The organism is Hominisplanchenecus faecis (assembly GCF_020687205.1).
Lineage (GTDB): Bacteria > Bacillota > Clostridia > Lachnospirales > Lachnospiraceae > Hominisplanchenecus > Hominisplanchenecus faecis.
Map to the genome: position 1 here is coordinate 1 of NZ_JAJEQE010000047.1, position 25,005 is coordinate 25,005.

19 protein-coding genes and 2 pseudogenes are annotated in these 25,005 nt (G+C 42.9%); 20 read left to right on the forward strand and 1 reads right to left on the reverse strand.

Annotated elements, in window-relative coordinates; genetic code table 11:
* Positions 1–178 precede the first annotated feature (178 nt).
* The 3 genes from LKD42_RS11795 to LKD42_RS11805 all read left to right on the forward strand — a co-directional run bounded on the left by LKD42_RS11795 (position 179) and on the right by LKD42_RS11805 (position 2,895).
* Positions 179–967, forward strand: coding sequence for a hypothetical protein (locus LKD42_RS11795; protein WP_248835805.1), 789 nt, complete (start codon positions 179–181; stop codon positions 965–967).
* 85 nt (positions 968–1,052) lie between these two features.
* On the forward strand, positions 1,053–1,742 hold the full coding sequence (locus LKD42_RS11800; protein WP_019163079.1) for a response regulator transcription factor: 690 nt from the start codon (positions 1,053–1,055) through the stop codon (positions 1,740–1,742).
* Positions 1,735–2,895, forward strand: coding sequence for a sensor histidine kinase (locus LKD42_RS11805; RefSeq protein ID WP_248835806.1), 1,161 nt, complete (start codon positions 1,735–1,737; stop codon positions 2,893–2,895). The genes LKD42_RS11800 and LKD42_RS11805 overlap by 8 nt, the downstream gene beginning before the upstream one ends.
* Before the next feature lie 585 nt (positions 2,896–3,480).
* On the opposite strand, the gene LKD42_RS11810 is transcribed toward LKD42_RS11805, so the two are convergent.
* Positions 3,481–3,903 carry a hypothetical protein gene (locus tag LKD42_RS11810; protein ID WP_248835807.1) on the reverse strand — a complete coding sequence of 141 codons (423 nt, stop codon included), beginning with the start codon at positions 3,901–3,903 and terminating at the stop codon, positions 3,481–3,483.
* A gap of 121 nt (positions 3,904–4,024) precedes the next feature.
* Here LKD42_RS11810 and LKD42_RS15425 point away from each other — a divergent pair.
* From LKD42_RS15425 to LKD42_RS11895, 17 genes and pseudogenes are all read left to right on the forward strand, one after another.
* A pseudogene (locus LKD42_RS15425) lies at positions 4,025–4,159 on the forward strand (Arm DNA-binding domain-containing protein); the annotation flags it as partial.
* 296 nt (positions 4,160–4,455) lie between these two features.
* Positions 4,456–5,145, forward strand: a complete 690-nt coding sequence (locus LKD42_RS11820; RefSeq protein WP_248835808.1) for a response regulator transcription factor — start codon at positions 4,456–4,458, stop codon at positions 5,143–5,145.
* Positions 5,121–6,386 carry a sensor histidine kinase gene (locus LKD42_RS11825; RefSeq protein WP_248835809.1) on the forward strand — a complete coding sequence of 422 codons (1,266 nt, stop codon included), beginning with the start codon at positions 5,121–5,123 and terminating at the stop codon, positions 6,384–6,386. The genes LKD42_RS11820 and LKD42_RS11825 overlap by 25 nt, the downstream gene beginning before the upstream one ends.
* A gap of 136 nt (positions 6,387–6,522) precedes the next feature.
* Positions 6,523–7,197: an ABC transporter ATP-binding protein gene (locus LKD42_RS11830; RefSeq protein ID WP_006426335.1), complete on the forward strand. Its 675-nt coding sequence runs from the start codon at positions 6,523–6,525 to the stop codon at positions 7,195–7,197.
* Positions 7,194–9,638, forward strand: coding sequence for an ABC transporter permease (locus tag LKD42_RS11835; RefSeq protein ID WP_248835810.1), 2,445 nt, complete (start codon positions 7,194–7,196; stop codon positions 9,636–9,638). Before LKD42_RS11830 ends, LKD42_RS11835 begins: the two co-directional genes overlap by 4 nt.
* 466 nt (positions 9,639–10,104) lie before the next feature.
* Positions 10,105–10,524, forward strand: a complete 420-nt coding sequence (locus LKD42_RS11840; protein WP_248835811.1) for a hypothetical protein — start codon at positions 10,105–10,107, stop codon at positions 10,522–10,524.
* Positions 10,525–10,681: 157 nt separating this feature from the next.
* Positions 10,682–11,947: an HlyC/CorC family transporter gene (locus LKD42_RS11845; RefSeq protein WP_248835812.1), complete on the forward strand. Its 1,266-nt coding sequence runs from the start codon at positions 10,682–10,684 to the stop codon at positions 11,945–11,947.
* A 210-nt stretch (positions 11,948–12,157) separates the two neighbouring features.
* Positions 12,158–12,460 carry an urease subunit gamma gene (gene ureA, locus LKD42_RS11850; protein WP_248835813.1) on the forward strand — a complete coding sequence of 101 codons (303 nt, stop codon included), beginning with the start codon at positions 12,158–12,160 and terminating at the stop codon, positions 12,458–12,460.
* Between the two features lie 60 nt (positions 12,461–12,520).
* On the forward strand, positions 12,521–12,688 hold the full coding sequence (locus LKD42_RS11855) for an urease subunit beta (protein WP_331464887.1): 168 nt from the start codon (positions 12,521–12,523) through the stop codon (positions 12,686–12,688).
* Positions 12,657–13,943, forward strand: a pseudogene (gene ureB / locus LKD42_RS11860) (urease subunit beta); the annotation flags it as partial. The gene LKD42_RS11855 and the pseudogene ureB, both read left to right, overlap by 32 nt.
* 43 nt (positions 13,944–13,986) lie before the next feature.
* Positions 13,987–14,088: an AmiS/UreI family transporter gene (locus LKD42_RS15430; protein ID WP_248835814.1), complete on the forward strand. Its 102-nt coding sequence runs from the start codon at positions 13,987–13,989 to the stop codon at positions 14,086–14,088.
* A 1-nt stretch (position 14,089) separates the two neighbouring features.
* On the forward strand, positions 14,090–14,479 hold the full coding sequence (locus LKD42_RS11870; RefSeq protein WP_248835815.1) for an urease accessory protein UreE: 390 nt from the start codon (positions 14,090–14,092) through the stop codon (positions 14,477–14,479).
* On the forward strand, positions 14,461–14,865 hold the full coding sequence (locus tag LKD42_RS11875) for an urease accessory protein UreF (RefSeq protein WP_248835816.1): 405 nt from the start codon (positions 14,461–14,463) through the stop codon (positions 14,863–14,865). The genes LKD42_RS11870 and LKD42_RS11875 overlap by 19 nt, the downstream gene beginning before the upstream one ends.
* Positions 14,866–14,879: 14 nt before the next feature.
* Entirely contained in the window at positions 14,880–15,488 is a 609-nt protein-coding gene (gene ureG, locus LKD42_RS11880; protein ID WP_248835817.1) for an urease accessory protein UreG, read from the forward strand.
* A gap of 111 nt (positions 15,489–15,599) precedes the next feature.
* On the forward strand, positions 15,600–16,385 hold the full coding sequence (locus tag LKD42_RS11885; protein WP_248835818.1) for an urease accessory protein UreD: 786 nt from the start codon (positions 15,600–15,602) through the stop codon (positions 16,383–16,385).
* 474 nt (positions 16,386–16,859) lie between these two features.
* The gene (locus LKD42_RS11890; protein WP_248835819.1) at positions 16,860–22,949 is read left to right on the forward strand and encodes a glycoside hydrolase family 2 TIM barrel-domain containing protein; all 6,090 of its coding nucleotides are present in this window, start codon (positions 16,860–16,862) and stop codon (positions 22,947–22,949) included.
* Between the two features lie 208 nt (positions 22,950–23,157).
* Positions 23,158–24,888 (forward strand): ABC transporter ATP-binding protein, encoded by a 1,731-nt coding sequence (locus LKD42_RS11895; RefSeq protein WP_248835820.1) that lies wholly within the window; start codon positions 23,158–23,160, stop codon positions 24,886–24,888.
* Positions 24,889–25,005 lie beyond the last annotated feature (117 nt).

A 25,005-nucleotide genomic window follows, 5' to 3' on the forward strand; every position in this document is an offset into this window, starting at 1 on the left:
CAGCAATGGCAAAGTAACTTAATAAACAAAATGGGGTGGCTCCGTTAGTCCGGACAGGTGGCTCTCGCCACACCGGATTGACATTTTCATGACTGTTCTAAGGATATTTTTACATTTGCCTGAGCTATACTTTAGCCATACCGAACAACCGGTAAATAAAAAATCAGGAGGAACTAAAATGATGAACAGATTATTCAAAAGAGGAATGGTAATAGCACTTGCAGCAGCAATGACTACATCCGCAGGTATTCCTGCCATGGCTGCCCAGAAGGAGACACTGGAGGAGACAGTGACTACATCAGAGGTAACACAAACAAATGTAGATTATGGTTCTCTCACTCAGAAGGAGATTGAAGAGTTTAACTCCATTTATGACCGACTTGACGCTATTGACAAAGAGGTAATGAAAGATGCAGATGGTCTTTCTGATGAAGATATCTATGCCAGATACGATCAGTATCAGGATGAAACCGATACCCTCATGGATCGCCTTGAGGAGCTTGATAAAAAAGCCGGGGGGATCGACAACGAGGAATATGAATATTCCGAGGATGAGTGTAATGCTCTGTACGATACAGGCAAGCTCACCGCAGAGGAAGCAGAACAGCTTCAGAAAGCATATGAAAGAATCGAAGAAATTGATGCGGAAGTGTGGACGGACGATGATCTTTCAGACGATGAGATCGAAGCCCGCTATGCAAAGTATGATGACGAGATTACATCACTGAACGCACAGATTGAAACGCTTGAAAAGAAAGCGGGATACTATGGAAATTTGAGCGAAGATGAAGTCAATCAGCTTAACAGTATTTACGATAAAATTAATGCAATCTATGACAATATTTATAACGGCTCTGATAACCTCTCTGAAGAGGAATTTGCTTCTCGCTATGCGAAGTATTCAGATGAGATTGATGCTTTGGAGGCACAGGCAATCGCTCTTGAAGCGAAAGCAGAGTGGAACTAAAATACAGATATACTGATTTTGAAAGATATAATATGGGGAATCTCACAGAATTTCTGAGGGACTCCCCTCATGTGGGATTAAAGATATGGCAAAAAAAATTTATTTGGCAGATGATGAACAGGATATACGAGAAATACTCACAGAATTTTTATCCAATGCCGGATATGAGGTAACAGCATACAAGAATGGTGATACACTCTTTTCTGCTTTTCAGGAGAAGCCCTGTGATCTTGTTATTCTTGATATTATGATGCCGGGTTCAGACGGTCTTTCCATATGTAAAAAGCTAAGGACAATATCATCAGTTCCTATTATTATTTTGACGGCAAAGGATTCAGAGTCTGACCATATGAAGGGATTTATGTATGGAGGGGATGACTATCTGATTAAGCCATTTTCGCCGTCACTTCTTGTTGTCCGGGTAAATGCGTTGTTCCGAAGAGTTGAAATGAATATACCGGTAAAGGCAGATATTTCCTTTGGTGATGTGTGTTTTTCATGGGAGAAGCATAATGCCATTGTGAAAGAGCATGATATTGGTCTGACTATGACAGAATTTTCGCTTCTGGGATGTCTTATGGAACATGGTGGAACGGCAATCCCCCGGAATGAAATTCTCGACAAAGTATGGGGAATAGATTCTACGGAGATAGAAACCAGAGTTGTCGATGAGACAGTAAGAAGAGTCAGGCAGAAAATGAAGACCGCAGGCAGCAAAGTTCGCATTAGTGCTGTCTGGGGCTATGGCTATAAACTGGAGGATTGTAATGAATAAGACACGTTATAAAATTGCCACACTTACAGGTTCCGCCGTTATGGCAGCCATGCTTTTGAGCCTGCTGATTCTGAACATAGTTTTTAATAAAAAAATAGAGCTGAGAGCTGAGAATGCAATTAAAAACGTTTTTACTTTGGATTCAGACGAATATTTTAATTACGAATCTGAAAATGATACGGGCTCTTTATATTATGCCTCACTTGTATATATGGGGGCAGATTCAGAAAACAGGGATGACATATATCAGATTCTGACACCCAAAGAGAAGAAACTTATTGACTGGTATGAAACACACCCGTCTGATGAAATGCAAAGGGCAAAAATTAACGAAGCAACTTATTATATGAAAGCCAGAACAGAGTATTACGAAGACAGCAATGAGAGATTACTTGCTTATGTGGATGTTACCGGCGAACCAGAACTCGTAAAAGAAATCAGTTTTGGTGTTTTGCTGGATGCTTTTGTCATTGCCGCTCTCGGTGCTGCCATTGGATATTTTCTCGGGAAAAAACTTGAACAAAATGACAAAGCTCAGAAGACCTTTTTTGAAAATACATCTCACGAATTAAAAACCCCGCTTATGGCAATTTGCGGATATGCGGAGGAGATTGAAATGGGAGTCATTACCGATTATTCTCAAGCGGGCAGAATGATAGTGTCTCAGACGGAGCGTATGAGTAAACTTATTGAGGATATCCTGTATTTATCAAAAATGGAAAGCGGTACGGAACCATTAAAGTGTGAACCAATAGAAATGGCATCACTGGTTCAAGATATTTTGATGCCGCTTGAAGGAATTGTGAACAGGAGAAACCTTTCAGTATCGTTAGAACTGGACGAAGGATATGTCAACGGAGACCCGGAGAAGCTGGAACACGCTGTTGCTAACCTGATAACTAATTCCGTAAAATATGCGTGTAGTCAAATCGAAATATCGTGGAAAAATCAAGTCCTTTCCATCTGGAACGATGGAGGAGAACTTAGCACAGAGGATTTTTCCCATATGTTTGAACGTTTTTATACGGGACAAAACGGAAACAGCGGAATAGGGCTTGCCCTCTCAAAAGAAATCGTTGAAATGCACGGATGGAAACTTAGTGCGAAAAATGACAGGCATGGCATATGTTTATCAATGGTATGCCACAGTTAATTTAGGAACAATCAGGTTTACAGCTTCCAGTTTGTTGAGATGTTGCAAAATTTGGAATCAGGAGAGAATAAGAATGATTAACAATTTAATGTACATAGAATTAAAAATGGGATATTCTGATGATGATCCGGCATGGATTGGATATGTCAAAACTTCAAAAAGTAGAATAAAAATTTTTTGACGTTTCTGCACATGCGTGCTAATATGATTATAGAAAAAGAGTGCTATCGATAGACGGTTAGTCCGATATATGTTTTGACAAAAATTGCCGCTTAGTTTACTAGACCAGGGCGGCTATTTTTGTGGTTTAGTATTATCCTTGCCAAAGGTATATCCAAGACCAAAGCAGGTTAAGCCGAAGCTCACTACTGCTATAAAATCAACAATACTCATGGCTTAGCCCTCCTTTCCAGTGGATTCTCTTTCGAGTTTCTATGTAATCAGAGGGTCACAGGTCTCCGTTTCACTTCGGTCGTTGCAAAACGAGTGCCACTGGCACTCTGCAACCCTCTGTTGAAGGACTAGCCGCCTACCGTTATGATAGCACCCATGTTTTGATTATAACAGTCAGGAAAGGAATTGATATTATGAAAAAAGAAATCTTATTAGTAGGTCTGGGTATTTGCGGCGATATGGTGTAATGGTAGCATGGAATGATAAGCAATTCCCCTCAGTGCCCTTTTTAACAATAGTATGACAACCTATCGTAGTTCCCATAGCACGCAGTTTCCATTCTTCCTTGGTAGCGTTCAGCTTATTCATTTCTTTCTGTCTTTTATCTCCATCTTCAATAGCTAATATTTCAGCTTTTTCCTTTTCATAGACATTTTTAAATTGACACCATTTCCTGAAAAAGTCCTGCATTGTAGGATTATCGAACGTCAGTGAAACCTTCTGATCAGGTGTTTCTGCAAGTGAGAGGTTCACTGAATTATCAATAGAAAACAACAGGGAGAGTACATCTCCGACTGTTTCAATATTAAAATCCAGAAAAACACTTACATTCAATCCCGGTGCAGTTACTATCTTCTCTAACTGACCCGGTTTTGGATTTCGGATTCCACGTCCCTACTGGGAAACAAAATTTTATGGATATTCCAAGAGTGCAATGTAAAGGGGGCGAGAAAGTATGGTAGCATACAAAGATGAAGAAGGAGGAACCTGGTATGTTTCATTTTATTATGAGGACTGGACAGGAGCCAAAAAGCGAAAAGTAAAAAGGGGATTCCGCACTAAGAAAGAAGCATTAAATTTTGAAGCGGAGCGTAGAAAGGATTGTGGGAGTGCAACGCACGGAACAATCCGTAGGCATCATAGTTGGGGACTTTTGACACCCACATCATAAAATTCAGTGCAGAAGAAATTGTATTGAAAAATATGGTATATGCGTAAGTATGAAAGGGCGATAAGATCGTTCATTTACACTTTTGTATATATTGGAATAGCACTTTAGAAAACACTATGGTAAAATAAAGTGAAGAAAAAATCGGAATTGACAGAGGTAATGAACTAGGTCTTAACGAAGAGGAGAAATAGTTAATAAAGAGAGGTGCATATGCTATGCCAGGTATACTCGTGGTTGAAGATGATGAAAATTTAAATCGTGGAATTACATTCTCACTGAAAAAATCCGGATATGAGGTTTTTTCAGCAGATTCAATGAAAAAAGCGAAAAGAATTGCAAGTGATAATAATGTGGATATTACCATTTGTGATGTGAATCTTCCGGATGGAAATGGACTGGAATTTGTAAGGTGGATGAGATGCAGTCAAAATACATACATTATCTGCCTTACGGCACTAGATCAGGAGATGGATCAGGTTATGGGATATGAAGCAGGGGCAGATGATTATATTACAAAGCCGTTTAGTCTTTCGGTACTTCTTTTGAAAATAGAAGCACATTTCCGCCGCAGACAGGAGAAAACGGAAACCGGAAAGATGATTTCGGGAGATATCGTATTTATCGCAGGAGAAATGAAAGTCCTGATAAAGAGTCGTGAAATCAGTCTGACAAAAACGGAGTTGAAAATGCTGACTTTTTTTCTTCAGAATCCGAAAAAGATTCTTTCAAAAACACAAATATTGGAAAATGTGTTTGATCTGGAAGGGGATTTTGTGGATGAAAATACAATCGCTGTCAATATCAGAAGACTCCGTGAGAAAATCGAAGACAATCCGGCTGCACCGGTCTATATAAAGAATATCAGAGGTCTTGGGTATATATGGAATCAGGAGGTAAGGCAGTGACAAAGAGATATCGCAAGAAGATCACAGTAGTGCTCTCCTTGGTATTGCCTGTCATAGTATTGTTTGCAATATTAAATTGCTTTACCACATATGTGTTTTATGAAGATTATAAATATAAAATGAATCTTATGACAGAGATTGCTGCAAAGGAAGAATTTTCCGGGCTGGATGCTGTTTCGGAATTGTTTAAGGATAAGGATATTGAAACCAACGAACAGGGAAGGCGATTATTGGAGCAATATGGATACTGGGGAAATAAAGGGAATGCATTTTATTCGCAATTCCGGCATCAGGTTATGGTGACCGGTGCTGTAAGCACTGTGATATGTGTGCTTCTCTTGACTTTTTTATTTTATTGGAAGAAAAAAGAAGATGCGTGTCATCAGAAAATTTTAGACCAGTTAGAAGAAATTCTAATCAGATTCCGTGAAAATAAATTTGATGCTTTACTGAAAACGGAAAATCCAGCAGAACTGGAAAAATTGAATGACCAGCTTGAAGCAATCGGACATCATATTCAGTTGCTAAAGGAAGAAGCACGGGAAGAAAAAGAGAGCACGAAAGAAATGGTTTCTGATATCTCTCACCAGTTAAAGACACCGGTTGCAGCTTTGGATACATGTTTTAGTGTGCTGATGCAGAATGACTTAAGTGCCACAGAACAGGAGGAGTTTCGTATCCGTTGTCGGAGTGCTCTGGATGGACTGGAGACATTATTGCAGTCGCTTCTTGAAATATCCAAGATGGAAACTGGACTGATTCAGATTAATAAGAAAAAACTTCCGCTTATGGATACTGTCATATCTGCTGTGAACTGTACTTATCCAAAAGCGGATGAGAAAGAAATTGAATTCGTTTTTGACTATGCAAAAGAGCTGGAAACATGCACGATTATGCAGGATAAAAGATGGCTTGGTGAAGCTGTGATCAACGTTCTGGATAATGCAATCAAGTACAGCCCGGATGGTTCAAAAATATTTATCCGGTTACAAAAAAGAAACGATCTTGTAAGAATGGAAATTGAGGATCAGGGAATTGGTATTCCGCAGAATGAGTATCACAAAATTTTTCAACGATTTTACAGAGGAAGTTCCAGGAAGGTCATGGAAAAGAGTGGTACAGGAATCGGACTTTTTCTATCGAGAGAAATTATCGAAAAACACGGAGGTACAATCATGGTAACCTCCGGCAAAAAGAAAAAAGGAAGCACGTTTGTGATTCAATTACCATATGTTGGTTAAATTTTAAGTGGGCAGAAATCTTACAATTCTGTAAGACTTCTGCTCGTTTTTTGAAAGTGAAATGAAAGATTATCCTGATACAATTTGGATGTAGGTTGAAAAGGTACACTTTACAGAATTAAAAAGGAGACAACACATGAGTGTGATATTAGAAACCAAGCAGCTTTGTAAATTTTATGGCGCGGGTGAGAATCAGGTCAAAGCGGTCAATCAGGTGGACATTCAGATTGAGCAGGGAGAATTTGTCGCAATTGTCGGAAAGTCAGGTTCCGGTAAAAGTACATTACTTCATATGCTTGGAGGGCTTGACACCCCTACAAAAGGCAGTGTTACTTTAGCCGGGAAAGATTTATACAGGATGAAGGAAGATGCCCTTGCTGTTTTCCGCAGAAGAAAAATCGGATTTGTTTTTCAGGCATTTAATCTGGTTTCATCTGTTAATGTCTGGGAAAATATTGTACTGCCACTGGGGCTGGATGGAAGAAAAGTGGATGAAGCGTATGTAAATGATATCATTGCAACTCTGGGGATTGAAAACCGGATTTATAATCTGCCAAATCAGTTATCCGGAGGACAGCAGCAGAGAGTAGCAATTGCAAGAGCACTGGTGAATCGTCCGGAAATTATATTTGCAGATGAGCCGACAGGAAATCTTGATTCTAAGACCAGTGATGAGGTAATCGCCCTGCTTAAGATGACAGCAAAAAAATATGGACAGACAATTGTAATGATTACCCATGATGACGAAATTGCACAGGTCGCTGACCGTATTCTGGTGATTGAGGACGGACAGGTGGTGGATTTCAGATGAAGACAATAAGCAGGATTGCATATAGCAATGACAAAAAGAACAAGACAAGAAGTATACTGATTATGATGTCCATATGTCTGACCACGATGCTGCTTGTGATTATCAGTACTGTGGGAAATGGAATGATCCGTTTGCAGAAAAGTCAGGCTGCAGGCTCATATGGAAGCAATTATGGTCTGTTTGTCGCAGCAGATGCCTCGCAGTTAAAGGAAGTAAGCCGCCGTGCAGAAATAGATGCAATAGGAATTATGTGTACAGAAGGCATCATAAAAGGCAATGAAAACGGCGGGTTTGTCTGCATGGATGAGACTGCAAGAAAAATGCTTCCCTATAATAAGGAATATGAGTTAAAGGAAGGAAAGTATCCGGAAAAAATGCAGGAAATTGCCGCCGGAAGAGCTTTTTTTCGTGCAATGGGATATGATGATGTAAAGGTCGGAGATACGGTTACACTGGATTACCGTGCAGGGATGCGGTCAGAATATAAGCCGGAAGAGTTTGTTGTCAGCGGAATCCTATATGACCGGGATGAGTATACCATCGAGGCATCTTATGTTGCTTTCGGGTCACAGGAGTTTTATGATGAGCACGTCGCAGAGAATGACAGACAGTATAATATTTATTTTACTTTAAATGATTCTGCAAATGTATCTATGAATAATATTGAACCGGTTATAAAGCAGATTGCAGCATCTTGTGGAATCGAAGAAAAAAACGTTATAGTCAATGATCTCTATTTGCAATGGGTCTTGCAGCCGAGTTATGAAACGATTGCGGTATGTGGAATTCTGATTCTTGCAATTGTACTTTTCTCTGTTGTGGTCATTTATAATATTTTTCAGGTCGGTATTGCCAACAAGATACAGGAGTATGGAAAAATCAAGGCTCTGGGAGCGACAAAAAAGCAGATGAAACAACTGATCTTCAGAGAGGGCATTTTTTTGACATTTTTTTCAATACCAGTTGGATTGCTTTTTGGCTTTCTGATTGCAAAATGCGGTTTTAACTGGCTGGTAGAACAGGGAAACCTTGTATCAACCCAAACTGGCTCTATGGGAGTTCAAAATCAGCAGGTGCCTCTGTTTTCCCTGCCTGTTATGCTTCTCTGTATTTTCGTATCATTTCTTACCGTTGCTTTGGCACTGCGCAAACCAATGAAAATTGTTTCACGGATTTCACCTATCGAAGCAACACGGTATTTAGAAAATGTAGAAACACACAAAAAAGGAAAACGAAATGGCAGAAAAAATGTCACCGTGTTTTCTATGGCAATGGCAAATATAACGGGTAATCCAAAAAGAACCATTGGTACCATCCTCACACTGGGGCTTTCCTGTGCATTGTTTGTGATTATCTCTAATTATGTGGGAAATATTGATACGGAGCATGAAGCACGTCTTTCCGTTAATCATGGACAATTTGAACTGCAGCTTGACTATTCTGCTGAGTACGATGAAAGATATCCGGAGAATAATCTGGATACGATTCTGACGGATGATCCATTGAATGATTCGCTGATTGAAGAAATCAAAAGCATTCCGGGAGTAACAGATGTCATGACGAGAGAGATTGTCTCTGTGAATCTGAACGGAACAAGATTTCCGGCCGATATTGTGAGTAAAAATGATTTTGATTTTATGCGCCAGGACGGGGATATTGGCTCTATGGACTATGATCAGGCGGTAAAGAATGGTGATATTTTCTTTGGCTGGTCAACGTGGATGGAACAAGATGGATATGCTCCGGGTGAATCCATTGCATTTGACTTTGAGAATGGAAGTGGAACCTATACCTATCAGGGAAAGATTGCAGGATCTTTTGTAAGTGCGGACACTTATCTTGTCATTCCGGAAGGTGTATACCGTTCCATGAATCCGAGGGGAACAGCCTATGGCTATCTGTGGGTGGACTGTGATAAAAAAGATGTGGCATCTGTGGAACAGAGTCTGAATACTTTGATTTCTAATACTTCGCATATAAAAATGGATACCTATCATGCGCAGTTACAATCTGCCGAATTTGCAAGCAGCATGATGAAGCTTGGCTGTTATCTGTTTATGGCTATTGTAGGACTCATCGGGTTTATGAATATGGCAAACACCATGATCATGAATATTACGACAAAAAAGCAGGAATATGGTGTATTACAGGCTGTGGGTATGACAAATAAACAATTAAATTTATGCCTGCAGTTACAGGGACTGATTTTTACGGTTGGCACCATATGCGTAGCTTTGATCATTGGTTTGCCGCTCGGCTATGCACTTTTTTCCTATGCAAAACATAATGGAATATTTGGAATGAATATCTATCATGTTCCAATCGTACCAATTTTTATTATGATTTTTTTGGTCGGTCTGTTGCAGATTGTACTTTCCTGCGTTTTAAGCAGTAATCTGAAAAAGGAAACGCTGGTTGAAAGAATAAGGTATCAGGGATAGCAAGTAATGTGTAATGAACTAGGTCTTAACGAAGAGGAGAAATAGATAATTTCCAGTTTAACAACTTGCCCTTTGAGAGAGGAAAAATCCTTTTCTCAAAGGGCTTTTTCTATTTATACAGATATTCGAAAACTATAGGATAAAGCCCAAACTTCATATACTCTAAGCACAAGGAGGTTGTGGTTTGGTTATGAACAGCAGTTTGCCAGAAGTACACTCAGAACTTGTTTTGGAATGATCAGAGAAGAACATGCCGTTGAACGGGAGTTGCAGTTATGTGGGTATTTTTGTATAATAACTTCTGAAAAAATGTCAGCGTCTCAGGCATTGACCATCCGTAACCGGATCAGATGTTCAAAGCATTGGCAGACTGTATGCGGGTGGAATTGCCGGAAGAGATGATAAGCAGACACAAGAGAGTGAGGATGCGTTCCGCTATGAAAGCAGCATCACGCAATGTCAGATTATGAACACCAGTGTAGGCAGTGCATACACCGCAGGCGGCATCATTGGAGAGAACAATTTCAGTGTGATCTCTGAAAATACGATGGATGGAGTATCGGTTTATGGCGGATGCGAGTATGCCGGACATATTGCCGGAATCTGGAGAAGTACCTGTTGTGCAGCAAAAGACAATTATATAGCAAATGCCAGGACAGCTACCGATACCGGAACAGCAGACATCGATGCCGGATATGCAGAAAAGCCGGATGCTTATGATGGTGTCCATGCGACAGTTATGGTTCGTGCAAACGATAACAACACGAAAGTAATAACAGGAGAGCAAAGTATGTCCTATAAAAAAGGATATTTTGTGTGCTACGTTGATCACAAAGGAGCACATCAGTTATTCTATGAGATGAAGTATTCAGGCAGTGAATGGTAAGAAGAAAAACGAACGCTAAGAAAAGCTTCCCATTGACACTGTGACGGCTATCTCATATAATAACAACAGAAAACAGATTACAAAGAAAGACAGGGCATGGTCTGTTGTCAGGGTACAACAGGCCATGCTTTTTTGAAAGGGAGGTTTTTTATTTATCATGTCCAGTGACTCGACTTCATTGGTTATTATTCTGGTCTGTCTTGTTTTGTCCGCATATTTTTCTGCGACCGAGACAGCCTTTTCCACGATGAGCCATGCACGTATGAAAACAATGGCAGACAAGGGTGACAAATCCGCAGCACTTGCACTTCAGCTGGCAGACAATTACGACACGCTGCTTTCGGCGATCCTGATCGGCAACAACCTGGTCAATATTCTGCTCTCATCTGTGGCGACACTGCTCTTTGTCAAATTTCTGGGTGAGCAGACAGGGGCGAGCGTTGCAACAGCTTCCGTCACGGTTGTCGTGCTGATCTTTGGTGAAATCTCGCCGAAAAGCATTGCCAAAGAATCACCGGAGAAATTTGCCATGTTTTCCGCACCGTTTATCCGTGCCTTGATGGTGCTTTTAAAACCATTTATCTGGATGTTCGCTCAATGGAAAAAGCTGCTTGTCAAACTGTTCAACAAGCCTTCGGATGACCGTGGGATCACGGACGAGGAGCTGATGACGATCGTGGAAGAAGCAGAGCAGGAAGGCGGGATCGATGCCGATGAAAGTACACTGATCCGCAGTGCGATTGGTTTTATGGATCTTGAGACAAGTGATATTTATACGCCGCGTGTGGACATTGAGAGTATTCCGCTGGATGCGACAAAAGAAGAAATCGCAAAGATGTTTCTGGATACCGGATTTTCAAGGCTTCCGGTCTACGAAGAAGATATCGACCACATCATAGGCATTGTCAACCAGAAGGATTTCCACAATTTTATTTATCATACCGACCGACCTCTGAAAGATATCATCCGCCCGGTGCTGTTTATCACGCCGACGATGAAGATCGGTGTCCTGCTGAAAAAGCTTCAGGACAGTAAAACTCACATTGCGATCATTCTGGATGAATTTGGCGGAACGGAAGGTCTGGTTACGATTGAAGATATCATCGAAGAGCTGGTCGGTGATATCTGGGATGAGCATGACCGTGTCATCAAAGAAATCGAAAAAATTTCAGACCGGGAATATCTGATGAGCGGATCGGCAAATATTGATAAAGTATTTGAACTGCTGGATATTGAGAAAGCGGTGGATGTCAATACTTTGAGCGGCTGGATCATGGAGGAACTTGGGCAGATCCCGAAAGAGGGCGACAGCTTTGTAAGTGACGGCGTGAAAGTAGTTGTCCTGAAGATGGATGACCACCGTGTTGATAAAGCAAAAGTTTATCGAAACGTTCAAAATAATGAAGAAAATCAGGAAAAATAACAGCAAAAACATTCGAATAATGCAAAAATCTTTCAAAAAACTGCCTGACGGAAAAAATAAAATCGGCTATAATGCATAGCAAATCCATAGGGATAAAGACGCAGACAATGGAGCCTGTAAAAGGGAGCCATTGTCTGCGTCTTTTTTTGTCACGGCTGAACTGTTGATGTTGATTTTATTCTTACTAAATAAACGAACAGGAGGATTACTATGAGACTTACCCCGAAGGAACAGGAAAAACTGATGCTTCATATGGCGGGAAATCTTGCAAAAGAGAGAAAAGAACGCGGCTTGAAGCTGAATTATGCAGAGTCGCTTGCTTATATCAGTTCGGAACTTCTGGAACTGGCACGTGACGGAAAAACGGTTGTGGAACTGATGCAGCTGGGAACGAAGATCCTTACCAAAGAAGATGTTATGGATGGTGTTGCAGATATGCTGGAAGAAGTACAGGTAGAGGCAACTTTTCCGGATGGAACCAAGCTGGTAACGGTACATAATCCGATCCAGTAGATCAGAGGCAGCCCCACAGATGATCTGCGGGCGAATCTTGAAGAAGGAGGACAACAAACCATGAAAATCGGTGAAATTATTCCAGCAGACAGAGAGATCACACTCAACGAAGGAAAAAACACAGTGAAAATTCTTGTTGCGAATAAAGGAGACCGCCCGGTGCAGGTGGGATCTCATTATCATTTTTTTGAAGTAAATAAATGCCTTTCTTTTGACCGTGGGCGATAAAGTAAGACTGGCAGATAGAAGCCTTGTCGTTGAAGTGGAAAAAGATTTTACCACCTATGGAGATGAAATTAAATTCGGAGGCGGAAAAACCATCCGTGACGGTATGGGACAGTCTGTTAAGACCTGCAGCAAAGACGGAGATCTGGATCTGGTCATCACAAATGCACTGATCGTGGATGTGACCGGAATCATAAAAGCAGATATCGGTATCAAAGACGGCAAAATCGTCGGAATCGGAAAAGCAGGAAACCCGGATATTATGGACGGCGTAACTTCGGGCATGACGGTTGGAGCTTCTACAGAGGCACTGGCAGGAGAAGGCATGATCGTAACTGCCGGCGGAATTGATACCCACATTCATTTTATCAGCCCGCAGCAGATCGACTGTGCACTGTACAGCGGTGTGACAACGATGATTGGAGGCGGTACCGGACCGGTAGACGGAACAAATGCAACGACCTGTACACCTGGACCGTGGAACATGAAAATGATGCTCAAAGCAGCAGAAGAATATCCAATGAACCTGGGATTCCTCGGAAAAGGAAACTGTTCGGATGAAGCACCGCTGATCGAGCAGGTCAAAGCAGGTGCAATGGGACTGAAAATTCATGAAGACTGGGGTGCAACACCGGCTGTTATCAACCACTGTCTGAATGTAGCAGATGAGTACGATGTGCAGGTAGCGATTCACACCGATACGCTGAATGAGGGAGGATGTGTCGAAGATACTCTGGCAGCGATCGGAGGCAGAACAATCCATACTTACCACACCGAAGGTGCAGGCGGAGGACACGCACCGGACATCATCCGTGCAGCGGCAGCAGGAAATGTTCTTCCGTCATCCACAAACCCGACCATGCCATACACGGTCAATACACTGGATGAGCATCTGGATATGCTGATGGTATGCCATCATCTGGACAAAAAAATCCCGGAAGATGTCGCATTTGCAGATTCCAGAATCCGTCCGGAAACCATCGCAGCAGAAGATGTTCTGCATGACATGGGTATCTTCAGTATGATGAGTTCGGACTCTCAGGCAATGGGACGTGTCGGCGAAGTTATCACACGTACCTGGCAGACAGCAAGCAAAATGAAAGACGAACGCGGAGCACTTCCGGAAGACGAAGGCAAAGGAAACGACAACTTCCGTGTAAAACGTTATATCGCAAAATATACGATCAATCCGGCATTAACACATGGTATTGCAGATTATGTAGGTTCTGTGGAAAAAGGCAAGTTCGCAGACCTGGTATCTGTGGGCAATCCTCTGGGGAACTGCATTTGTAGAAGATATCATGGGCAAAAAGCTCGGAAAATTTGTACCGCTGCTTCAGGTGTTTGAAGGCGTGGTCACCGCATGGATTCCGGGAATCATGCTGATTTTAGGAGTATGGTAGAATGGTTTGTGAAAAAGTAATCGGAAAATTAAAAGATGTGGATATCACAGGAAAAACAGTAGAATATGTGGATATCGAATGGCATGAAGCATTTAAAAAAATCCATCGAAAAGTGACCGGCCAGGGTCGTGAAGTGGGCATCCGTATGAATGATTCCATTCTGACAAGAGGACTGTTCCAGGATGATGTGATCTATGATGCAGACGGTGTGGTGATTGTGGTCAACACACCGTCGTGCGAAGTGATCGAAGTATCGCTTGCACCGGGGCACGAAAAATATGTGGCAAAGGTCTGCTATGAGATCGGCAATCGCCATGCACCGCTCTCGGAGCATCCAGGATTCCTTTTGAACAGCGGGAAGCGTCCAGAAAAATGGGTTCTCGTTTTGTAAAAACAATTGAAAAACTGCACGCAGAAACGATGCCGATGAAAAACAGAGAAATTTTTGAAACGTATCTGGAAGGAAGAAAAGGAAAAGCGGTCAGTCACTGCATTGTATACGGAGTTTTCTGTGCGGCTCTTGGAATCGAAGAAGAAGAGACGTTGTATCATTATTTATATGCACAGACTTCCGCAATGGTAACAAACTGTGTCAAAACCATCCCGCTCAGCCAAAGTGCAGGACAGCAGCTTTTAAGCGGATGTTATTCGGAATTTGCAGAAATTCTGGAAGAGATCCGAACTTACAGCGAAGATGACCTGTGCCTGTCAGCACCGGGATTTGATATTCGTGGAATCCAGCACGAAAAACTGTATTCCAGATTGTATATGTCATAGCAGGAGGAAAAAGTATGTCATACGTGAAAATTGGAGTTGCCGGTCCGGTAGGTTCCGGAAAAACAGCACTTATCGAAGCATTATCAAGAAAAATGGCAAAAGACTACAGCACTGGCGTTATCACCAATGATATTTATACAAAGGAAGATGCACAGTTTCTGGCAAAAAACAGTGTTCTTCCGGTCGAGCGGATCATCGGTGTGGAAACCGGCGGATGCCCGCATACGGCAATCCGTGAAGATGCCTCGATGAACCTTGAAACAGTTGATGAAATGATGGAGCGTTTCCCGGATATTGAACTGCTCTTTATCGAGAGCGGCGGAGATAACCTTTCCGCAACCTTCAGCCCAGAACTGGTAGATGCCACGATTTTCGTGATCGATGTTGCAGAAGGAGATAAAATTCCGAGAAAAGGTGGTCCTGGTATCACAAGATCAGATCTGCTTGTCATCAACAAAATCGACCTCGCACCATATGTCGGAGCAAGTCTGGAAGTCATGGAACGTGATTCAAAGAAAATGCGTGGTGACTGTCCATTCCAGTTTACCAACATCCGCGGGGATGAAAATGTGGATAAAGTAGTAGAATGGATCAAAAAAAGTGTATTGCTGGAAGATCTGTAAGCATAATGTTCGACTTGAACGCAGAGAAGCGGATTGTGAATGTCCGCTTTACTTCACAGCAAGAATAGAAGAAGCATTCTTGAAAAATAAAAAAGAAAGGCGGACGAACATTTGACAGAAAACAAATTCGGAAAAATATCCAGACTGTCGATCCGCACCGGAAGCCGGGATGGAAAAACCATACTGGAAGATCTTTCCTTTACTGCACCTTATAAAGTTATGACACCATTTCCAAAAGAAGATGGCGGAATTTCCATTATGCCGCTGTGTGCTTCGGCCGGAATCATGGAAGGCGATGTTCAGGAGTTCACCTTTCAGATTTCCGAAGGAAGCAATCTGGAATTTCTTTCTCAGTCTTTTGATAAAGTGCATAAGATGAAAGAAGGACTGGCACGCCGGAGTGTGACGGTAGAAGTGAAAAAAAATGCAGTCTTCTGTTACTATCCGCAGCCGGTGATCCCATACGCACAGTCTGCATTTGAAAGTGATATGAAAATCCATCTCGAAGACGAAAGTTCAAGATTCTTTCTGATGGAAATCATTTCCTGCGGTCGAAAAGCATCCGGGGAACGCTTTCGCTACCGGAAGTATGCATCGAGAGTTTCCATCTGGCGAAACAAAAGTCTGATCTATCGGGACAATACCTGCTATGAGCCGGAAAAAATGGGAATGGAAGGCATCGGTATGTACGAAGGTTACACACATATGGCAAATCTGTTCCTGACCGGCAACAGCGAAGAACTGCAGCAGAATATCTGGGAGATCCTGGCACAGGAACCGGAGTGTGATGGCGGCGTGACAAAACTTGTGCAAAATGATCTCGCCGTCCGGATATTCGGACAAAGAGCACAAAAACTGCAGGAAGTGGCAGAGAAAATGAAGGCGGTTTTCCTGTGAAACGAATAGACAAACTGTATACAGAAAAAAGTGTATGTGCAAATGAACGAATTCCCAAAAGGGCACGTAAAAGTGCCTTCTTAGGAATTCGTTCATTTTGCATATTGCCGTAAGTTTCCAGAGCTGATAAAACAGGTTCCTAGAAGCGTGGATGTTTCCAATGGAATCAACGAAACTGGCGAAATAGACAATAAACGGACAGAGAATATGTAGAAAATTACTAAAAAGCGAACGCTTAATAAAAATAAATAGTAATAATATAGACAAAAACATAAAAACGTACTATAATAAACTTAACATGTATCCAGAGAGGGTGCTGGAAGTCCCGCACAGCGGGACTTCATTTTTCACAGAGATTTTTAAAATGACAAAAACTCTGCGAAAAAAGAGGAAGAAAAAGAAAGAATTGCAGCTGAAAAGGAAACAGAATGGCTGCAAAAGAAAAAATGCATAAAAGGAGGAATGTACATGCATTTGAGAAAGAAAATTCTGTCTGTTGTGTTAGCCGGTGCTATGATCGGCGGAGAGCTTGTGACCGGCATTGGAAGTTTCACACTTCCGGTAAATGCTGCTGACAGCAGCTTTGCAGGCGAAGAGTGGTATGACCAGATTGATAAAGTGGAGGAGAACCGGGAGCCGGCACATGCGTATTTTACACCGTATGAGTCTGCAGAAAAAGCTTTGACAAACGAAAAATCAGTTCTGGATGTGGATGAATCAGAATCCGCTTACAAACAGTCCCTGAACGGTACCTGGAAATTCAAATTTGCCCAGAAACCGGCAGACCGTGAAAAACAGGCAAAAGGTGCAGATGCAAAAAATTATGTGGAGAACTGGGATACCTCAGGCTGGGATGATATCAAAGTTCCAAGTTCCATCCAGACGATCAAGGATGCAGACGGCAATTTCAAATACGAAAAGCCGATCTATGTAAACCAGAGATATCCGTGGCAGAACTATGAAAATGTCAGCCTTGGAGCAAACGTTACAGCACCGACCGTAAACAACAGTGTCGGCCAGTACAAGAGAACCTTTACCGTTCCTTCAGACTGGGATGGAAGAGATGTTTTCGTATCCTTTGAAGGTGTAGAGTCCGCATTCTATTTATATGTAAACGGACAGAGAGTCGGATACGGCGAAGACAGCTACACAACGGATGAGTTTAACATTACAAGTTATCTGAAAAAGGGTGAAAATACCATCGCTGTGGAAGTTTACCGCTGGTCTACCGGAAGTTATCTGGAGAACCAGGACTTTATCCGTATGAGCGGTATTTTCCGTGATGTAAATCTTTACTCTAAAGCAAAAGTAGAGATGCGTGACCTGTTTGTAAAAACAGATCTGGATAAAAACTATAAAGATGCAACCCTGACGCTGGATGCAGATATTCGTAATCTCGGTGATGATACAGCAGCAGGCAAGAAATATACCGTATCTGCTGATCTTTACAAGATTGACGGCAAGACAAAAGTGTGGTCTGAGCCGATGGTGATCGAAGCGACTGTTCCGGCAGCAAAGGAAAATGTGGCAGAGAAAGCAGATGACAAGGGTGCACACTTTACCGGCGATAAAAAAGTAACCAATCCGGACAAATGGTTTGCAGATACTCCGAATCTGTATATGCTTCTTGTTCAGTTAAAAGACGAAAATGGCAATGTCATTGAGACGACTGTTCAGAGAGTCGGATTCCGCGAGATCAGCAAAGCAGATATCAACGAAGCAGGTCAGGAACAGGTACAGATCAACGGTGAAAAGATCATGTTCCGTGGTACAAACCGTCATGAAACAGATGACCAGGACGGACGTGCGATCTCCAGAGAAGATATCACAACCGACCTGAAGATGATGAAGCAGTTCAATGTCAATGCGATCCGTACCAGCCACTATCCGAACAATCCATATATGTACGGACTGGCAGATGAGCTGGGTATTTATATCTGTGATGAGACGAATGCAGAGTCCCACATCGGTGCGACAAGCAGCAACATCCCGTCTGGATATCCGATCTGGAACACTTCCGTTATGGACCGCACCCAGAATATGGTAGAGCGCGATAAAAACCATCCATCCGTAGTGATCTGGTCCCTTGGTAATGAAGCTACTTATCAGGTTTACAACATGGATGAGAACTACTGCTTCTACAATTCCACACAGTGGATCCTGCAGCGTGACCCGTCCCGTATCCGTAAATATGAGCGTGACAACCGCTATACAAAGGGTGACCGCACAAAATCCATGGTAGATATCTATTCCTCCCAGTACTGGGGTGTGGATTCTGTCAAGAGTCAGGTAACAAACACCGGCAATAAGCTGCCGTATATCCAGTCTGAGTATGCCCATGCAATGGGTAATGCCCTTGGTAACTTCAAAGAGTACTGGGATATTTTCCGTAACTACCCGAATGCACAGGGCGGATTTATCTGGGACTGGATCGATCAGTCTGTTTCTACAAAAGTAGAAAATACAACAACTTACACGATTACAGATTCGAACACCGGTGTTGCAACGAAATTTGACGGAAAAGTTACCGAAGGACGCAACAATACAAAAGCGATCCAGGGAACTTATGCAGCGACGGACAGTGCAAAACTGGCAACCAACAGCACAACCGGTATCACACTGGATGTATGGGTAAAACCATCGGAGAACTTTACAAGATCCGCACAGGCGTTTATCTCCAGAGGAGACAGCGACGGTTACAACCTTCAGATTGACCGCTATGGTAAATTTGAGTTCTTTGTAGACGGATGGAGCGGTGGTACTTTATCCGCAGATATTCCATCTGATTTCACAGACGGAAACTGGCATCGTCTGACGGCAACTTATATCGGTACCGAGTACAAGCTGTATTACGATGGAAAACAGCTTGCAACAGGACAAAGAACCAACAAGACAACCTGTGATGCATCCAGCAATCCGATCGACATCACCATCGGAGCATCCGCAGACCAGTCCGGAAGAACCTTCAACGGTGCAATCGACCGTGCAGCCGTGATCAAAGGTGTTATGACAGAGGAACAGATCCAGAATACAAACGATAATCTGGACGCAGTAAAAGATAACGTAGCTTATTCTATTGACTTTGGATCTGCTTCCATTAAATCAGAAGGAACAAACTACAAAGACAGCACATACTTCGCATACGGCGGAGACTGGGGCGAGACGGTAAATGATAATGATTTCTGTGCAAACGGTATCTTAAATGCAGACCGCACACCTTCCGCAGAACTGTATGAAGTCAAGAAAGTACATCAGGAAGTTTCCTTCTATGATGACGGTGAAGCAGCAAACGGAAAAGTCCGTGTTGTAAACGAGTTCCTGAACACCAACCTGAACAAATACAATGTCACCTGGACATTAAAAGAAGATAACAAAGTGATCGGAAGCGGTCAGCTTAGCGAGGAGCAGAAGAACATCGCACCGCAGGCAGAAGCTACCGTAACACTGGCAAACTTCCCGAAAGTAAGTGCGACAGCAGGTTCTGACTATACACTGACACTCTCCGTAACACTGAAAGAAGATGCTGCGTGGGCAGGCGATTATTACGGACATGAAGGTAATGAGATTGCATTTGAAGAATTTGATCTTGCTTACACTCCGGAAAAAGCACAGCCAACGATCAGTGCATCTGACATGGATAAAGTAAACGTAGCAGAGAGCGATGATGCGATCACTGTTACCGGAAAGACATCCAAAACAAACGGCAAAGCATTTGAAGTTGTGATTGACAAAGCACAGGGTTACATCACCAGCTACAAAGTAGACGGCAAGACCCTGCTGGAGAACGGACCGGTTCCGAACTACTACCGTGCACCGGTCAGCAACGACCCATCCTTCTCCACAGCGATGAAGAATGCAGCAGAGAACTTCACGCTGGATGAGAACGGCATCACTGTAGATAAGAAAGACAAAGTAGTCAACATTCATGTATCAGGAAGCATTCCTGAAGTAAATACACCGAACAGCATTGATTACATGATCTATGGCAATGGTGAGATCGTAGTAACCAATACGGTTACACCGAGTGCTTCTGCAGGAAATATTGCAAGAATCGGTATGAAGATGACAGTTGCAAAAGATTACGAGAAGCTGACATACTACGGAAATGGTCCGCAGGCAAACTATGTTGACCGTAACACCGGTGCAAAACTTGGTATATACAACAGCACCGTAACCGAACAGTTTGAAAAAAAATATGTAAAACCTCAGGAAAACGGAAACCACACAGGTGTAAGATGGACAGCACTGACAGCAGAAGACGGAACAGGTATCCTGGTATCTTCTGACAGCGAAATGGAATCCGGAGCCCTGCATTATAAAGCAGAAGATCTGGCATCCTACCGTCATCCATATCAGGTTCCGGTACAGGAAAATACCATTCTGACTGTTGACCTGATGCAGCGCGGACTTGGAAATGCAAGCTGCGGTCCGGCTCCTCTGAGCAAATACATCATTTCCGCAGGAAAGACTTATACACAGACATTCAGCATCCTTCCTCTGACAAAACAGACATCAGATGAAGAAAAGATGGTAAAGAGCAACGAAGACGTGAAATCCGGAATGCCGCTGACCGGAATCAAAGTAAACGGCAAAGAACTGGACAACTTCAGTGACGGACAGAATGAGTACACTTATACACTTTTAAGAGGAAGCTACGAAGAAGGAAAGGTTCCTCAGGTAGAAGTGATCAAAAAATCAAATGATGTTAATGTAACTATTACACAGGCAGCAGCAGTTCCTGGCACAGCAACCATCAAAGCCGTTTCTCCGTTTGGTGTAGAAAAGACTTATACGATCAATTTCAAGGTTCAGGATGAACTGTATGTATCCGATATGGACTGGACCGTTGACCAGGGCGGATACTTCGAAAACACAAGAGATGCCTGCGGATGCGGAAATCCGATGGCAGTCTATGTAGAAGGCACAAAACAGAGCTTTGACAAAGGTGTGGCTATGCATGCACCGGCAGAACTGGGCGTTAACCTGGAAGGCAAGGGCGTAAGCAGATTTACCGCACGCATCGGTATCAGTGCAGACCAGACACTTGGAAACAAAGCAGATGTAAACTATGTGATCAAAGGTGATGGCAAAGAGCTGTACCGCAAAGATCATGTGATCTCCAACGGACAGTCCTATCTCGTAGATATCGATGTATCCAAAGTAAAAGATCTGCGTCTGATCGTAGAAGAAGGCGATGCAGATTACAACGACCACGCACTGTGGGCAGATGCAAAATTCACGTTCCAGAGTGAAACTCCAGATCCGAAGCCGATCAAAGTAGCAAGCATCAGCGTAACAGCAGATAAGACAGAGCTGACCGTCGGTGATACGATGCAGGCAGCTGCAGCTGTATTACCGGAAAATGCAGACAACAAAGAAGTGACCTGGGCAAGTTCAGATGAAACAGTGGCAAACGTAAGCGAAACAGGTCTGATCACAGCAAAAGCAGCCGGAACGGCAACCATCAAAGCAACAGCAAAAGATGGAAGCGGAGTATCAGGAGAACTTGTGATCACGGTAAAAGCAAAACAGGTTACTCCAGATCCGGAGCCGGTCAAAGTAGCAAGCATCAGCGTAACAGCAGATAAGAAAGAACTGGAGATCGGCGGTACTGCTCAGGCAGCTGCAGCTGTATTACCGGAAAATGCAGACAACAAAGAAGTTACATGGACAAGCTCAAATGAAAGTGCAGTAACAGTAAACGAAAGTGGTCTGATCAAAGCAATTGGTGTTGGAAGTGCAGATATCATTGCAACTGCAAAAGACGGAAGCGGTGTAACAGGCAAAGTTACCATCACGGTAAAATCAAAAGATATTGATCCGATACCGACTCCGACCCCTGCACCGGCAGAAAAAGTCGAAGAGCTGAACAAGGCAGTCAAAGAAGCAGAATCATTCAAAGAAGCAGATTACACAGCTGAGAGTGCAGGCAAACTGAAAGCAGCACTGGCAGAAGCTAAGAAAGTTCTGGAGAATAAGGATGCTACTGAGGCAGAAGTAAATGCAGCACTGAAAGCAGTCAGCGATGCAAAAGCAGCTCTTGTCAAGAAAGATGATAACAATAACAACAACGGAAACAATAATCCGGCACCACAGGTTCCGGCAGTTGGAACAACCACTACAGTAAAAGGCGTTACTTACAAAGTAACGAAAGCTGATGCAGTAAACGGAACGGTTTCTGCAGTGAAACTGAAAGCAACGAAGAAAACAAAAGTTACGATCCAGGATACAGTAAAAGTTGGAAATTACAGCTTCAAAGTAACCACGATCGGTAAGAATGCTTTCAAGAACAACAAGAAACTGAAGAGTATCGTGATTGGAAACAACGTCAAGAGCATTGGCTCCAATGCATTCAGTAAAGCGAGCAAGCTGTCAAGCGTAACTTTCAAGGGAACAAAGATCGTGAAAGTTGGCAGGAATGCATTCAAGGGTACTTCTTCTAAGATGAAAGTTACAGTTCCTAAGAAGATGAAATCCAAAACGCTGAGAGCACTGAAAAAGAACCTTCAGAAAGCAAAAATCAGCAAAAAGGCAACTTATAATAAAGTAGCGAAAGTAAAGTAAATAAAAGAATCTCTTGAATAACAGAAGTTCAAGTTGTAACGAGAATCGTCGCATGCTACAATAGGCATGCGGCGATTTTGTTGGGTAAATGTCAGCAAAGCTGAACAGAATCGCGTGCCAAGTCTTACGTGTCAAGCGGATATTCGCAATTGAAGCAGGGGACTTCCTTGATTTGGTTCAATCATAATAACGAAAGAAGGTAACAAAAGTGGAGACACTGAAAAAGTTTGTGAAATATTATGCACCTTACAAAGGTGTGTTTTTTCTGGATTTGCTGTGTGCAGCGATTATCAGTTTTGTGGATCTGGCATTTCCGCAGATCCTTCGCAGTCTGACAAAAACACTGTTTTTAAAAGATGCAGCTGTGATCTTACAGGCACTGCTTCCTATCGGGGCAGGATTGCTGCTTATGTATGCAATACAGGCGTTGTGCAAGTATTATGTGACGTGTCAGGGGCATATGATGGGAGCAAGGATGGAGCGGGATATGCGCCAGGAATTGTTTGAGCATTATGAAAAACTGTCGTTCTCTTATTATAATCAGCATAATTCCGGTCAGATGATGAGCAAACTCGTATCAGATCTGTTTGACATTTCTGAGCTGGCACATCACGGACCGGAAAATCTGTTCATTTCACTGATTAAGATTGTCGGAGCCTTTATCTTCTTATTTTTTATCAACTGGAGACTGGCAGTGCCGCTTCTGTTTCTGGTTGTGCTGATGCTGATCTTTTCCCTGCGTCAGAATCGCCGTATGCAGGCAACGTTCATGGATAACCGACGCAAGATCGGAGATATCAATGCGAGGCTTCAGGATACCCTTTCCGGGATCCGTGTCGTACAGTCTTTTGCAAATGAGGAGATTGAGTGGAAGAAATTTCAGAAGAGCAACGAGGGATTTCTGGTATCCAAAGATGCGAACTATCGTTGTATGGGAAGTTTTATGAGCAGCAACCTGTTTTTCCAGGGACTGATGTATCTGGTGACCCTGGTCTTTGGCGGATGGCTGATCGCACACGGAAAAATGGAAGCAGCAGATCTTGCCATGTATGCTTTGTACATCGGAATCTTCATCAGCCCAATCCAGATCCTGGTTGAGCTGACAGAAATGATGCAGAAAGGCCTGTCCGGATTTCGCAGATTTCTCGATGTGATCGAGACAGAACCGGATATTCAGGATGCCGAAGATGCAAAACCACTGACCAATGTATGTGGTGATGTATCTTATGAAAATGTTTCCTTTCATTATCAGGATGATGAGACACCGGTACTGTCTCATGTCAGCTTTCGGATTCCGGCAGGCAGATCGATCGCACTGGTCGGACCGTCCGGAAGTGGTAAGACCACGATCTGTTCGTTGCTGCCACGTTTTTACGATGTGACAGAAGGAAAGATCACGATTGACGGAAAGGATGTCAGAGGACTGACACTTGAAAGTCTGCGAAATCAGATCGGACTGGTGCAGCAGGATGTCTATCTGTTCTGCGGAACGATCCGGGATAATATCGCTTACGGAAAACCAGAGGCCTCCATGGAAGAGATCGTCGATGCGGCGAAAAAAGCAAATATTCACGATTTTATCATGTCACTGCCGGATGGATACGACAGCTACGTCGGTGAACGCGGAACACGCCTCTCAGGAGGGCAGAAACAGAGAATTTCTATCGCCAGAGTTTTCCTGAAAAATCCGCCGATTCTTATTTTGGATGAGGCAACGAGTGCACTGGATAATGAGAGTGAACGATGGATTCAGAAAAGTCTCGAAGAACTGGCAAAGAACCGCACCACAATCACGATCGCACACCGCCTTTCTACGATCCGCGGGGCAGATCAGATTCTTGTTGTTGCCGATAATGGGATCGCAGAGAGCGGAACACATGAAGAATTGCTAAAAAAAGGCGGGATTTATGCACATTATTGTGAACTCTCGGAAATGTGACAGATTTTTCAAAGGCCAGTGCAGACAGCAGAAAAATAAGAATTGACCGAGCTCTTTAGAGCGAGGGATGCTTCTTGTCCGAAGGGCAAGAAGATGGGCATTAAGAAAACTTATATG